Origin of the sequence: Streptomyces sp. TRM70350 (assembly GCF_019219825.1) — a bacterium.
Classification (GTDB): domain Bacteria; phylum Actinomycetota; class Actinomycetes; order Streptomycetales; family Streptomycetaceae; genus Streptomyces.
In genome coordinates this window covers 276,649-290,968 of the sequence record NZ_JAHUXH010000001.1, presented here as the reverse complement: position 1 = coordinate 290,968, position 14,320 = coordinate 276,649, and the positions used below count along the sequence as shown (strand labels likewise).

The window sequence follows — 14,320 nt, the reverse complement described above, 5'->3', positions numbered from 1 at the left end:
CGGATGATCCGCTGATCAGTAGGAGGTACGGCGCAGCTGGAGCCGTTCCTTCTCGGACAGGCCGCCCCAGACGCCGAAGCGTTCGTCGTTCGCCAGGGCGTAGTCGAGGCAGGCGGTGCGCATCTCGCACAGGCCGCAGATGCGCTTCGCCTCACGCACCGAGCTGCCCGGCTCGGGAAAGAAGAAGTCGGCCCCGGTCTGTGCGCACAGCGCCTGGGCCTGCCAGGCGGTGTCCGCGGGGGTGATGGTTTCGAAGTGCATGCCCCAGAGCGTGCCGAAGCGTGAAAAACGTTCGATCAACGCCCGCTCAACGCTTCGGTCCAGGGCCCCCGGCCGCCCCGATGATGCCCGCGCGGCGGGGCGGGGCGCACGGCGGCGCGCGGGAGCGGTGGGAACAAGAAGGGCGCCCGGCTGTCACTGACGGTGACTGTCCGGGCCCGGTCGGCACGCGATTGTCAGTGGGCGATGCAAGACTCGGCACTGCAGGCAACGGGCCCATCCGGGAGGCAAAGATGCTCACCACCCGTTTCGTCAACGGCGCTCCGAACTGGATCGATCTCGGCACCTCCGACATCGACGGCGCCATCCACTTCTACGGCGGTCTCTTCGGCTGGCAGTTCCGGTCGGCGGGACCCGAGGCCGGCGGCTACGGCTTCTTCCAGTTGGACGGCAGGACCGTCGCCGGGGGGATGCAGACCACCGGTGAGCAGGGCCCGCCGTCCTGGACGGTGTACTTCCAGAGCCCGGACGCGCAGGCCACGGCGAAGACGGCCGAGCAGGCGCACGGGCGGGTGCTCGTGGAGCCCATGGACGTGATGGGTCAGGGCCACATGGCGATCCTGGCCGACCAGCAGGGCGTGCCGTTCGGCATCTGGCAGCCGGGGCTGAACAAGGGCGTGGACGTGATGAACGATCCCGGCACGCTGTGCTGGCTGGAGCTGTACACGCCGGACATCGCGTCGGCCGCCGGCTACTACAACGCACTGCTCGGCTGGGAGACGTCGTCGGTCGACTTCCCGGGCGGCTCGTACACCTGCGTCAACCCGGCCGGGGAGGGTGAGGACGCCATGTTCGGCGGCCTGGTCCCGCTGGACGAGGATCCCTCGGAGGATGCCGCCTACTGGCTGCCGTACTTCGAGGTCACCGACACGGACGCTGCGGTGAGCAAGGCGCGGGAGCTGGGCGGGACGGTCCGGATGGAGGCCATGGACGTGCCGGACGTGGGCCGCATCGCCAAGCTGGCCGACCCGTTCGGCGCCCGCTTCGCGGTGATCACGAGCGCACAGCCGCAGGGCTGAGCCCGGCGTCGGCGAGGTGGGCCGTGGGTCCTGCTGAGCCTGGGGTCGGCGGCCAGCGCCGGGTCCTGCCGAGCCCGGCTCGGCGAGGGCCCGGCGTGTCCGCTGAGCCCGGCTCGGCGAGGGCCCGGCGTGTCCGTCGAATCCGCCGTCGCCCACGACCCGGCATGTCCGCCGAACCCGCCGTCGCCCACGACCTGGCATGTCCGCCGAACCCGCCGTCGCCCACGACCCGGGGGCTGTCGCTGAACCCGGCATGCCTGGGGCCGCCGGACCGGCTCCGGGCTCCAGGGCGCGTCGGATCAGGCGACTCGGACACGCGGCCGCCCGCCGCTGCCGGTGAGACCCGGGTGGTCGTGTGCACGGAACATTCGTCCAAGACAGGACCACCGAAGTCGGCGACGCTGAAGGCATGCGCAGGTACGAAGTGGGTTCCGCCCCCACGCACCGCGATACCGAGAACGGCTGGGAAGTCACCCATCCCCTCGGTGGCACGTCCCTCGACGGTGTCCGGATGGCCGGATTCCGCGACCGTGTCGCTGCCGGGCTGGACATGCAGGTGCTCCCTCAGCCTGCCGTGATCGTCGTCATCGGGCTCGGGGAGGACCCGTTCACCGTCGAGGGCACCGCTGGGCACCGGCCCTTGGGAAGCCTCGTGGCCCCGTTGTCGCCCGGTCCGGCCCGCGTCCGCGGCGAGCACGTCGAGTGCATCGAGATGCGCTTGTCGCCCCGGGCCGCCTATGCGCTGCTGGGCGTCTCCCCGCGCGAACTGGACGGGTCCGTCACCAGTCTCGAGGACCTGTGGGGGCGGCACGAGCGACGCCTGCGCGAGCAACTGGCCGACACCACGACGTGGCAGGAACGCCTCACGCTGATGGACGACCACCTCACGAGGCGAGCCGCACGGGCACCGTCGATGACGCCGGAGGTCGCCGCCGTCTGGGACCACATCGTGGCGCGTCGAGGCCGGGTACGGGTCGACGACCTCGCCGCGTCCTGCGGATGGAGCCGCAAGCGGCTGTGGTCCAGGTTCCGTGCCCAGGTCGGCCTCACGCCCAAGCGCGCCGCCATGCTGGTGCGCTTCGACCACGCCGCCCGAGCGCTCTGCGCGGGCGAGAACGCCGCCGGCACCGCCCTGGCGTGCGGATACGTCGACCAGGCCCATCTCCACCGCGACGTGCTGGCCTTCGCCGGGTGCACGCCGGGCGCCCTGGCCGGGAGGGCGACGTCCGCGGGCTAGCCCTTTCACGCACCGAAGAGACCGGCCCCTCACGCGGCCGTGCACACCGGTTCGCGTACGTACCGGACGAACGAAGGAAGGAAGACACTGTGGCGAACACCGATGTCCGAGCAGCGGGCATGGCGGAGCGCGGCCTGATCGTCCGGCTCGCCTTCGGCAGCATGGCCGCGCAGACCCTGCGTGCGGCAGTCCGGTTGAGGGTCGTTGAGCTGATCGGCGACCAACAACGCCGGGCCGGCGACGTGGCCGCCGACGCCGGAACCGAAACCCATCCCATGCTCCGGCTGCTGCGCGCCCTGACCGGCCTCGGCCTGCTGGAGGAACACACACCCGGCTCCTTCTCGGTGACCCCCGCGGGCGCTCTCCTCGACCCCCGGCGCCCCGACTCGCTCACGTCGTTCGTGCGGGTGTTCACCGAGCCGGTGCTGATACGCGCCTGGGAGCATCTGGACGGCAGCGTCCGCACCGGCGACATCGCGTTCGACGCCGTCTTCGGCACGGACTTCTTCAGCCACCTCGCCCAGGACCCGGACCTGTCCGCGCAGTTCAACGCGGCAATGAGCCAGGCCACCGGGGAGACCGCCGCCGTGCTGCCGTACGCCTTCGACTTCGGCCGGTTCTCCAGGGTCACGGACGTCGGTGGTGGGGACGGAACCCTCCTGGCCGGCGTACTCGCCGCACATCCGGGTCTCACCGGTGTCCTCTACGACACCAAGGAGGGCCTGGCCCAGGCGCCGAGGACGCTGGAGCGGCACGGGCTCACGGAACGCTGTTCTCTGATCGCCGGGGACTTCTTCCGCTCGGTTCCCAAGGGCTCGGACCTCTACCTGATGAAGAGTGTCCTGCACGACTGGGCGGACGCACAGGTGGTCACGATCCTGAGCCACTGCCGCGAGGTGCTGCCGCCCGGCGGCCGTGTCCTGATCGTGGAGCCGGTGCTGCCCGAGGTCGTCGACAGCGACGCGGAAGCCCATGCCGCCGATGGCGGAATCACCTATCTGAGCGACCTCAACATGCTGGTGAACGTGGGCGGCAGGGAGCGCACCCGCGAGGACTTCGAGGACGTGTGCCACCGCGCGGGCCTGTCCCTCATATCGGTCACCCCGCTCACGGAGGCCGCACCCTTCTCTCTCATCGAGGCCGCGGCCGACTGACCGCAGATCGCGGGTCGCGGGTCACGGGTCACGGGTCACGGGTCACGGGTTCCCGTCCCGTGTTCCGCCGGACCAGGAGCCTAGGCAGAGGCGCGGCGTACGAGGGTCGTCGACAGGACGACGCCGGTCGCCGCCTCTGCCCCGGCCTCGCCGGGGCCCCGGCGCAGGCGGCGGAGCAGCAGGCGGGCCATCAGGCGGCCCATCTGCTCGATGTCCTGGCGGATCGTGGTGAGCGGCGGGTCGGTCTGCTCGGCGATGGGCAGCATGTCGTCGAAGCCGACCACGGCGACGTCGTCGGGCACCCGCCGCCCGCGTTCCCGCAGTACGCGCAGGGCGCCCGAGGCCATGAGGTCGTTGGCGGCGAACACGGCGTCCAGGTCGGGGCAGCGGTCGAGGAGTTCGCGCATCGCCCGCTCGCCCCCGGCCGGGGTGAAGTCGCCCTCGACGATCAGCCGCGGGTCGGCGTCGGCCACGACGTCCCGGAAGCCGTCGAGCCGGTCCACCGCGGACGTCTGGTCGAGGGCCCCGGCGATGTGCGCGATGCGGCTGCGGCCCAGGCCGACGAGATGGCGTACGGCCTCGCGGGCACCGCCCCGGTTGTCGCTGTCGACGTACACCGCGGTGGGGCTCGCCCCTGCTGGAGTGGAGCCGGGAGCTTGGGAGAGGCTGCCGTCGCTCCAGCCGGGCCGCCCGCCGAACACGGTCGGGACGCCGGCGCCCTGGATCAGTCCGGGCAGGGCGTCGTCGAGGTGCAGGGAGAACACCAGCGCGCCGTCGACGTGTCCGCCGGCGAGATAGCGGCCGACGCGGGCGTGGTCGTCGCGGTCTTCGGTGAGCAGCAGCACGAGTTGGTTGTCGTGGGCGGTCAGCTCCTTGCTGATGCCGCGCAGTTGGAGCGCGAAGAAGGGGTCGGCGAAGACGCGGGTCTCCGGCTCGGCGATGACGACGGCGACGGCGTCGTGCCGCTTGGTCACCAGACTGCGGGCAGCCTGGTTGGGGACGTAGCCGAGTTCCTCGACCGCCCGCCGGACCCGCTCGACCAGCGGCTCACGCACCCCGTCCCCGCCGTTGACCACCCGCGAGACGGTCGCGCGCGACACCCCGGCCCGGGCGGCCACGGCCTCCAACGTGGGACGCGACACTGCCTCGGACACTTCGGGACTCCTCACCGGCGACTGCCGATCAGGGTAACGGCAGGCCAGGCGGTTGGAGAGAGCGCTCTCGCCGGGTCGGCGCCCCATTCAGTGCCGGTGAGCCCCGCCTGCCCCCTCCGCGCCCTGAGCGCCGTCGGCCCGATGCGGCTCATGGGGCTCATGCGGCTCATAGCCCGGAATGGTCCCGTCCGGCTTCTTCACCAGGAAGAGCCCCACCATCCCCATGTCCGAATGGCTCTGCACATGGCAGTGGTACATCCACGCCCCGGCGCCGACCCCCTCCCCCGCGATCACCTGGAAGCCGAAGGAGTCGGCGGGGCCCGTGATCTTGTTGTCGATGACCTGGCTGGGGTCGTCGGGACCGGTCAGCATGCTGGTGCGGTTGTCGGCCCAGCGGTGACCGTGCATGTGGAAGGTGTGGTAGTACTCGCCGTGGGTGATCACGACGAACTCGACGCGATCGCCCACCGTGGCCTCGAAGTCGGGGCCGGTGTGCGGTGGCCTGTTGTTGATCAGCAGGTCGTTGAAGACGATCGTGTGGGTGCGGTCCGGCAGGACGTCGCCCTTCCTGCGGACGATCACCGGGCCGTACAGGCCCTTCCTGACTCCGCCGGTGCCGTGTTCCGTGCCCACCACGTGGTCGTGGTAGTGCCAGTAGCCCGCGCTGCCCGCCCGCCAGGTGCCGTCCTTGCGGCGGCCGGGGGCATGGGTGCGCCAGGTGTAGGTGCGGGTGGCGCCCGGCTCCACGTGGCTCTTGTTCAGCTTGGTGCCGTCGCTGGTGATCTCGTAGTCCAGGCCGTGCACGTGCAGGCTCACCGCCACGTCCGTGGTGTTCTCGAACTCGATGTGCAGCGTGTCGCCCTCGTTGAGCTCGATCAGCGGACCCGGGATGGTCGCCCTGCCCTTCTCGAAGCCGTAGCCCAGCTGCCCGTCGGTGAGCTTCTCGGCGTAGAGCTTGACGTGCCTGACCGCACCCCCGGCCGGGGCCGTCCGCGCGGCCACGCCGCTGCGCGCCCTCTCCCCGGCGCCGGTCGCCTCGGACGCCAGGGACAACGATGTCGCGACGGTGGCGCCGCCCAGGAGGACCCGCCGGTTGAACCCACGTCTGTCCATGCCGAACTCCCCACTCCGGTACGGGATTCGAGACGGTAGCGAGGCAGGCGGCGTTTATCCACACCCAGGACAAAGTTCGTGCCATCGCGGTCATACCTATTGGCGGGCGAGGCAAAGAGGTCTAGCTTCCTAGGCGCTGTTGCTGTGACCGACGAGGGGTGGATGACCACATGCGGTCCACATCGCATCAAATATCCTTGGCCTCAAGGGAGTTGAGCCGGAAAAGAGCCTCAAAGCGGGCCTGGACGGCCGTCTTGACGGCCGGATTCGTCACCGCGGGCCTGCTCTCCGGCCCCGCCGCGGGCGCGCTCCCGGCCCCGGAACCCTCCCTGACAACGATGTCCGTCAAGTCGCCGCCCGGCGGCGCGAAGGTCCGCGTACTGATCTTCTACGGGTCGGCGGCGCCCGGCGACGAGTCGCCGGTGGTGAACGCCGGAATCGAGGCGATCGAACAGATCGGCCTGTCCGGCCCCGCGAAGCAGCGCTTCAAGGTCGAGGCCACGGACGACGCCTCGGTCTTCACCAACGGGACCAGGCTGGGCCGTTACAACGCGATCGTGTTCCTGACCGGCGGCGGCGATGTCCTGGAGCCGGAGCAGGAGGCGGGCCTGGAGGCCTACATGGAGGCGGGCGGCGGTTTCGTCGGCATCCATGACGCGGCCCGCGCGGAGCCGTACTCCGACTGGTTCACCGGCCTTGTCGGCGCCCGCCCGGCGCCGAACAGCCCGACGGCCGTCCAGCGGGCGACCGTCGAGGTCGGCGACCGGCGGCATCCGGCCACCAAGGACCTGCCGGTCCAGTGGAAGCGCCCCGACCAGTGGCCGAACTGGGTGAAGAACCCGTCCGGCGAGGTGCACACGGTGGCCCGGGTGCGCGAGTCGACGTACCAGCCCGGCGCGAGCGCCAACGGCTGGGACCACCCGATCAGCTGGTGCCGCGACTACGACGGCGGCCGCTCCTTCTACACCGGCATGGGCGGCACGGTGTCGTCGTACGACGAGACCGACTTCCGCACCCATCTGCGCGGCGCCCTGCTGTGGACCACCCGGCTCGTCCAGGCCGACTGCAAGGCGACGATCAACGGCAACTACCGGGCCGAGCGGCTGACCAAGCCCAACCAGCCCGGGCAGAACGACCAGATCGGCGAACCCCACGGCCTGGTCACCGCCCCCGACGGCCGCGTCCTCTACATCGGCCGCGGCGGTGCCGACTCCTCCCGGCCGGTGATCACCGACTGGAACAACCCGGACATCGGCAAGGGCAAGGGCGAGATCCACGTCTACGACCCGAAGACCAAGCGGGTCACCCTGGCCGGCGCGCTCACCGTCTTCGGCAACAAGGGCGGCGGCGACGAGCTGGTCAAGGTCGAGGAGGGCCTGCTCGGCATCGAGCTGGACCCGCGGTTCGAGCAGAACGGGTGGGTGTATCTGCACTACACCCCGCACGCGCAGATCAACCGGGACACCCGGATGGCCGAGCGGCGCGTCTCCCGCTTCACCCTCGACCCGGCCACCGACAAGCTCGACCTGAGCAGCGAGAAGGTGCTGCTCAAGTGGCCGGTGCAGATCCACAGTTGCTGTCACGCGGGCGGCGGGATGGCCTGGGACTCCCAGGGCAACCTGTACATCGCGACCGGTGACAACAACTCCAGCCGCTTCAGCGACGGTTACTCGGGCAACAACCCGGAGCCGAACTACAAGGGCGTCTCCTTCGCCGACGCGCGCCGCACCGCCGGGAACACCAACAACCTCAACGGCAAGATCCTGCGCATCCACCCGGAACCCGACGGGACCTACACCATCCCCGAGGGCAACCTCTTCACCGGCGAGGAGACCGACGAGGGCGGCGGGAAGACGCGCGGCGAGATCTATGTGATGGGGGTCAGGAACCCGGCCCGTATCTTCGTCGACCAGAAGACGGACATCCTGTACGCGGGCTGGGTCGGTCCGGACGCCGGGCAGCCGTCGACGACCTGGGGCCCCGCCAAGTACGACACCTTCGCCGCCATCACCGAGGCGAGCAACCGGGGCTGGCCGTACTGCATGGGCAACAAGCAGCCCTACCGGGACCGCAATCTGCCGGATCCGTCGAAGCCGCTCGGCTGGTACGACTGCGACCACCCGAAGAACGAGTCCCCGAACAACGACGGCCTGGTCAACCTTCCGCCGGTCACCGGCAACAACATCTGGTACTCGCCCCAGGGCGGGGGGCCGGACTTCCCGCGTGACGCGAACGGCGTCCCCTCCTACCAGCAGGAGGAGGCCACCTACCGGCTGCCGTGGCTGAAGGGCGGCGGGCAGGCCGCGATGAACGGGCCGGTGTACCGGTACGACGACGTGTCGGCCACCAGTGACATCAAGTGGCCCGCGTACTGGGACGGCAAGTGGTTCGTGGGCGACTTCTACGACGCCGACCAGCCGCGCAACGCCGTCCTCATGGATCCGAAGACCCTGGGTGACGGCGGGCTGCCGGTGCACTCGGAGTCGCTGAAGAAGATCGTGCCGGTCGGCAACGACGGCATCAAGAACCTCATGGACTGGAAGTTCGGTGCGGACGGCGCGCTGTACGTCCTCGACTACGGGCGCGGCTTCTTCACCTCGGACGCCAAGTCCGCGCTGTGGCGCGTGACATACCAGGGCGGCGGTCCGACGCCGGCCGCCGACCAGCTGGCGAGGGGGGCACAGCGGTGACAGGCCAACGAAGAGTGTGGGCGGCCCTGCTGGCCGCGCTCCTGATGGTGCTCGGCCTCCAGGCCACGACGGCAACCGGCCAGCCGGAGAAGTCCGGCCGGGCAGCCGCCCAGGTCCTCACCTGGACGGCGGGCAACGACATCGACAAGTACCTCTCCGCGCCGACGACGGCGGTGGCCGGTCCGGCGACGATCGTCTTCGAGAACAGCGTGGCCACCGGCAACACCACCGGCATGCCGCACACGCTGACGTTCGTCACCAGCGACCCGGAGTTCAACAGCGACGTCCAGCTCAACATCCTGGCCAATCCGGGCGACGACCAGGGCGGTCGCCACACCGCCGAGGTCACGCTCACGCCGGGCCGGTACTTCTACCACTGCACGATCCCCGGCCACGGCCAGATGCAGGGCATCCTGACGGTGACCGAGGGCGGCGGCGAGGACACGACCGCGCCGGAGACGTCGGCGCATGTCAGCGGCACGCAGAACCAGCAGGGCCAGTACGTCGGCTCGGCGAGCGTGACGCTGCACGCGACCGACGACACCGGCGGCTCCGGTGTCGACCGGATCGAGTACGCCATCGGGGACGCCGGCGCCTGGCAGCCGTACACCACCCCGGTGGTCGTCGACCAGGTCGGCAGTCACAAGGTCCGCTATCGGGCGTTCGACAAGGCGGGCAACGTCTCCGCCGAGAAGAGCGCCGAGTTCACGGTGGTGGCCCCGCCGACGGACGACACGACGCCGCCGGAGACGTCGGCCACGGTGAGCGGTGAGCGGAATCCCGACGGCACGTATGTCGACATGGCGACGGTCACCGTCACCGCGTCCGACACCGGGTCCGGGGTCAACACGATCGAGTACGCCGTCGGCGCGTCCGGGGCCTGGCAGCCGTACATCCAGCCGGTGATGGTGCATCAGGTGGGCACCCACACCGTCCGTTACCGGGCCACCGACAAGGCGGGGAACGTGACGGCGGAGAAGAGCGTCGAGTTCACGGTGGTCGCCGCGCCGCCGCAGGACACGACCCCGCCGGTGACGGGGGTGACCGTCGAGGGCACGCGGAACTCCGACGGGGCCTATGTGGCGAGCGCCAAGGTGACCGTCCGTGCGACCGACGAGGGAGAGGTCGCGAGCATCGAGTACTCGCTCGACGGCGGGCCCTATCTCACGTACACCGGGCCCGTGATCGTCGACCGGGCGGGCGCGCACACCGTGGCGTACCGGGCGACGGACCGGGCGGGCAACACCTCCGCGGCGCAGACCGTGAGCTTCACGGTGGTGGCGGGCGGCGTGCCCGCGCCGCCCTGCCCCGAGTACGACGAGCGGTTGACGGTGATCGTCGGCACGGTCGACTCGGGCGTGCCGAACCGGCTCACCGACAACCGGTGCCGGATCAACGAGCTGATCGAGGACGAGAAGGAGTGGACGTCGCACGCGCTGTTCCTGAAGCACGTGAAGACGGTCCTGGACAGGCTCCGTACCGAGGGCGTGATCGACCGGCGCGAGTACCGGGCCATCACCAAGGCCGCCCGCCAGTCCGGCATCGGCAAGCCCGGTCAGACGGAGGGCTACCGCTCGCTGTTCGACGGCACCGAGGGCTCCTTCGCCAAGTGGCAGCACGTGGGCGGCGGTTCCTTCGCGCTGAACGCCGACGGGACGATGACCAGCGGCACCACCGAGCCGGGGCTCGGCATGCTGTGGTTCCCGCAGCGCAAGTACGGCGACTTCTCGCTGAAGCTCCAGTGGCGCGACGACGCTCCGGGCACCGGCAACGCCAACTCCGGGGTGTTCGTGCGGTTCCCGTACGTCCATGACCACCCGGAGGAGTCCCGGCCGGAGTGGGTCGCCATCAAGTACGGGCACGAGGTGCAGGTGCTCGACCGGCCCGACGGCGACATGTACAAGACGGGGTCGGTCTACGGCTTCGACCGGGTGGGGCTCGCGGGTGCGGGAGTCACGCAGAAGGGCACGTGGAACGACTACGAGATCCGCGTGGTGGACCAGCACTACTCGGTCTACCGCAACGGCGTGCTGATCAACGAGTTCGACAACATCGGCGGCCAGGACTTCCACCCGCCCCGCTCGGACGACCCGGGCACGGACGGGCGGCGGTTCGCCTCCGGCTACATCGGGCTCCAGGTGCACGGCACGACGGATGTGATCTCGTACCGGGACATCCGGATCAAGGAGCTGTAGAGGTCAGGAAGGCGTGGAGATCAGGGAGTTGCAGGGCTCAGGAAGTTGTGGGCCCGGGTTTCTTCGCGCGGCTCGGCTGTACCCGCTTGGGCTCCCCCGGCATCTTGGGGTACTCGGGCGGGTACGGCAGATCGCCGAGCCCGTGGTCGCGCTCGTCCTTGTTGGCCAGCTCCAGCAGCGCGTCCAGCGAGTAACGGTGGTCGTCCATGTCCGCGTGCACATCGCCGAGTTCGGCGAAGCGCGCGGGCATGGTCGCGAGGTCGAAGTCCCGGGGGTGGGCCACACCGACCTCCTCCCAGCGCAGGGGCGCCGAGACGGGGGCGTGCGGGCGGGGGCGTACGGAGTAGGCGGAGGCGATCGTGCGGTCCCGCGCCGTCTGGTTGTAGTCGAGGAAGATCTTCTCGCCCCGCTCCTCCTTCCACCACTTGATCGTGACGTACTCGGGCATCCGGCGTTCCATCTCCCGGCCCACGGCGATGGCGGCGCGGCGGACCTGGGTGAAGGTCCAGCATGCCTCGATGGGCACGAAGACGTGCAGGCCACGGCCTCCGGAGGTCTTGGGGAAGCCGCGCAGGCCGCCGAACTCGTCGAGTACGGCGCGCAGTTCGTGGGCGGCGCGGACGGCGTCCTCGTAGTCGGTGCCGGGCTGCGGGTCGAGGTCGATGCGCAGTTCGTCGGGGCTGTCGACGTCGTCGCGGCGCACCGGCCACGGGTGGAAGGTGAGCGTGCCGTACTGGGCGGCCCACAGCACCGCGGCCTCCTCGGTGGGGCACATCTCGTCGGCGCTGCGGCCGCTGGGGAAGGTGATGTGGGCGGTGGGGATCCAGTCGGGCATGTTCTTGGGGGCCCGCTTCTGGAAGAAGGACTCGCCGGTGACGCCGTCCGGGTAGCGCTCCAGGGTGGTGGGCCGGTTGTGCAGGGCGCGCAGGATGCCGGGGCCGACGGCGATGTAGTACCGGGCGAGGTCCAGCTTGGTGAAGCCGCGCTCGGGGAAGAACACCTTGCCGGGACTGGACAGCCGTACGGTCCGGCCGCCCGCTTCCAGTTCCACCGCGTCACCCATGCGAGCCACGGTAGTCTCGGCCGACGCGGCGCCGCATCCGGAGTCCGCCTAGAGTCGAAGCATGGACCTGCCGGTGATGCCGCCTGTCAAACCGATGCTCGCCAAGTCCGTGGCGAAGATCCCGCCGGGCATGCACTACGAGGCGAAGTGGGACGGCTTCCGGGCGATCGTGTTCCGCGACGGCGACGAGGTGGAACTCGGCAGCCGTACCACCAAGCCGCTGACCAGGTACTTCCCGGAGCTGGTGGCGGCGCTGAAGGAGCGGTTGCCGGGGCGCTGTGTGCTGGACGGGGAGATCGTGATCGCGCGGGAGGGGCGGCTGGACTTCGACGCGCTCACCGAGCGGATCCACCCGGCCGACTCGCGGGTGCGGATGCTGGCGGAGAAGACGCCGTCCTCGTTCGTCGCCTTCGACCTGCTGGCGCTGGCCCACCAGTCGCTGCTGGACGTGCCGCTCGCCGATCGCCGTGCGCTGCTGGTCATGGCGTTGTCCGGGGTGACGGCGCCGGTGCATGTGGCACCGGCGACGACCGACATCGACGTGGCGCGGGAGTGGTTCGAGCAGTACGAGGGGGCCGGGCTGGACGGCGTGATCGCCAAGCCGCTCACGCTGCGCTATCTCCAGGACGAGCGGGCGATGTTCAAGGTCAAGCACGAGCGCACGGCGGACGTCGTGGTGGCGGGCTACCGGCTGCACAAGAGCGGGCCCGTGGTCGGCTCGCTGCTGCTCGGTCTGTACGACGACGGTGGCGCCCTGCAGCACGTCGGCGTGTCCGCCGCCTTCTCCATGGCACGGCGCGCCGAGCTGGTGGAGGAGCTGGAGCCGTTGCGCATGGACGACGTGGCGGGGCATCCGTGGGCGGCCTGGGCGGAGGAGGCGGCGCACGAGACGGCCCGGCTGCCCGGGGCGCCGAGCCGCTGGTCCGGCAAGAAGGACCTGTCGTGGGTGCCGCTTCGGCCGGAGCGGGTGTGCGAGGTGGCGTACGACCACATGGAGAACGGCCTGCGGTTCCGGCACACGGCCCGCTTCCGCCGCTGGCGGCCGGACCGGACGCCGGAGAGCTGCACGTACGCGCAGTTGGAGGAGCCGGTGCGGTACGACCTCGCGGAGATCTTCGCGCCGCAGGCGTGAGTGCGTGAGTCAGGGCTGCATCAGGATCTTCACGGCGCCGTCCCGCTTGCGCTGGAACATCTCGTACGCCTCGGGAGCCTCGTCCAGCCGCAGCCGGTGGGTGGCGAAGTCGTCGACGCCGAGCGGGTCCTCGTCGGTCAGGTAGGGCAGGATCTCGTCGGTCCAGCGGCGGACGTTGGCCTGGCCCATGCGGATCTGGAGTTGCTTGTCGAACATGGTGAGCATCGGCAGCGGGTCGGCGGTGCCGCCGTAGACGCCGACGAGTGAGAGGGTGCCGCCGCGGCGGACCAGCTCGATGGCGGTGTGCAGGGCGGCGAGCCGGTCGACGCTGAAGCGATCGGCGACGGGGCCGCCGATCTTGCGGGGCAGCATGCCGGCGGCCTGCTGGACGAGGCGGGCCGCGTGGCTGCCGTGCGCCTCGGTGCCGACCGCGTCGATCACGGCGTCGGGGCCGCGGCCGTCGGTCTCGTCGCGGATCGCGGCGACGAGCTCCTTCTCGTGGTCGAATTCCCGCAGGTCGTACGTCTCCACGCCGCGCACCTGGGCCCGGCGCAGCCGTTCGGTGACCAGGTCGACCCCGAACACCCGTCCGGCGCCGCGGACCTGGGCGACCCGGCAGGCCATGTCGCCGATCGGGCCCAGCCCGAGGACGGCGATGGAGCCGCCCTGGGGGACGTCCGCGTACGCGACCGCCTGCCAGGCGGTGGGCAGGACGTCGGACAGATACAGGAACCGGTCGTCGGGCGGGCCCTCGGGCACCTTGATGGGGCCGTACTGGGCCTGCGGGACGCGCAGATATTCGGCCTGGCCGCCCGGTACGGCACCGTACAGACGGGTGTAGCCGAACAGGGCGGCGCCCATGCCCTCACCGGTGACCTGGGTCGTCTCGCACTGGGTGGGCAGCGAGTTGAGGCACATCCAGCAGTTGCCGCACGCGATCTGGAACGGCACGACGACGCGGTCGCCCACCGCCAGGTCCGGTACGCCGGGTCCGACCTCCTCCACGATGCCCATGGCCTCGTGACCGAGGATGTCGCCCGGCGTCATGAACGGGGTGAGCACCTCGTACAGATGCAGATCGGAACCGCACAGCCCGGTCGAGGTGATGCGGATGACGGCGTCGGTCGGCTCCTCGATCCGCGGATCGGGCACGTGCTCCACCCGCACGTCCCGCTTCCCCTGCCACGTCACAGCCCTCATCGCCCGCACTCCCTCCGTCGCACACCACGCCTGCCGGTACTGCGGTGCGCCCCGGGTACCCGAGGGGGGCTGCGCCGAACCGTG

The 14,320-nt window shown here is 70.6% G+C and carries 11 protein-coding genes; 6 read left to right on the top strand and 5 right to left on the bottom strand.

Annotated features, from left to right (window positions below):
- Positions 1-15: 15 nt before the first annotated feature.
- Positions 16-261 (bottom strand): WhiB family transcriptional regulator, encoded by a 246-nt coding sequence (locus KWI83_RS01270; protein WP_141307291.1) that lies wholly within the window; start codon positions 259-261, stop codon positions 16-18.
- A gap of 251 nt (positions 262-512) precedes the next feature.
- On the opposite strand from KWI83_RS01270, the gene KWI83_RS01265 reads away from it, so the two are divergent.
- The 3 genes from KWI83_RS01265 to KWI83_RS01260 all read left to right on the top strand — a co-directional run bounded on the left by KWI83_RS01265 (position 513) and on the right by KWI83_RS01260 (position 3,689).
- A complete protein-coding gene (locus tag KWI83_RS01265) occupies positions 513-1,298 on the top strand; it encodes a VOC family protein (protein ID WP_218512336.1) in 786 nt (261 codons plus the stop codon).
- 409 nt (positions 1,299-1,707) lie between these two features.
- Positions 1,708-2,535, top strand: coding sequence for an AraC family transcriptional regulator (locus KWI83_RS38040; RefSeq protein WP_256361606.1), 828 nt, complete (start codon positions 1,708-1,710; stop codon positions 2,533-2,535).
- An 89-nt stretch (positions 2,536-2,624) separates the two neighbouring features.
- Entirely contained in the window at positions 2,625-3,689 is a 1,065-nt protein-coding gene (locus KWI83_RS01260) for a methyltransferase (RefSeq protein ID WP_308121964.1), read from the top strand.
- Between the two features lie 80 nt (positions 3,690-3,769).
- On the opposite strand, the gene KWI83_RS01255 is transcribed toward KWI83_RS01260, so the two are convergent.
- Together KWI83_RS01255 and KWI83_RS01250 are read right to left on the bottom strand one after the other, a co-directional pair.
- Complete coding sequence (locus KWI83_RS01255) at positions 3,770-4,843, bottom strand: LacI family DNA-binding transcriptional regulator (RefSeq protein ID WP_218512334.1); 1,074 nt, start codon at positions 4,841-4,843, stop codon at positions 3,770-3,772.
- An 87-nt stretch (positions 4,844-4,930) separates the two neighbouring features.
- Positions 4,931-5,956, bottom strand: a complete 1,026-nt coding sequence (locus KWI83_RS01250; protein WP_218512333.1) for a multicopper oxidase domain-containing protein — start codon at positions 5,954-5,956, stop codon at positions 4,931-4,933.
- 254 nt (positions 5,957-6,210) lie between these two features.
- On the opposite strand from KWI83_RS01250, the gene KWI83_RS01245 reads away from it, so the two are divergent.
- The gene (locus KWI83_RS01245; protein WP_256361605.1) at positions 6,211-8,646 is read left to right on the top strand and encodes a ThuA domain-containing protein; all 2,436 of its coding nucleotides are present in this window, start codon (positions 6,211-6,213) and stop codon (positions 8,644-8,646) included.
- A gap of 44 nt (positions 8,647-8,690) precedes the next feature.
- Positions 8,691-10,841, top strand: a complete 2,151-nt coding sequence (locus KWI83_RS01240; RefSeq protein ID WP_218512708.1) for an OmpL47-type beta-barrel domain-containing protein — start codon at positions 8,691-8,693, stop codon at positions 10,839-10,841.
- 37 nt (positions 10,842-10,878) lie between these two features.
- Here the strand turns inward: KWI83_RS01240 and ligD are convergent, their stop codons facing one another.
- On the bottom strand, positions 10,879-11,904 hold the full coding sequence (gene ligD, locus KWI83_RS01235; protein WP_218512331.1) for a non-homologous end-joining DNA ligase: 1,026 nt from the start codon (positions 11,902-11,904) through the stop codon (positions 10,879-10,881).
- 61 nt (positions 11,905-11,965) lie between these two features.
- Here ligD and KWI83_RS01230 point away from each other — a divergent pair, with 61 nt between their 5' ends.
- Positions 11,966-13,036 carry an ATP-dependent DNA ligase gene (locus KWI83_RS01230; protein ID WP_218512330.1) on the top strand — a complete coding sequence of 357 codons (1,071 nt, stop codon included), beginning with the start codon at positions 11,966-11,968 and terminating at the stop codon, positions 13,034-13,036.
- 9 nt (positions 13,037-13,045) lie between these two features.
- Here the strand turns inward: KWI83_RS01230 and KWI83_RS01225 are convergent, their stop codons facing one another.
- Positions 13,046-14,236 carry a zinc-dependent alcohol dehydrogenase gene (locus tag KWI83_RS01225; protein ID WP_218512329.1) on the bottom strand — a complete coding sequence of 397 codons (1,191 nt, stop codon included), beginning with the start codon at positions 14,234-14,236 and terminating at the stop codon, positions 13,046-13,048.
- Between the last annotated feature and the right edge of the window lie 84 nt (positions 14,237-14,320).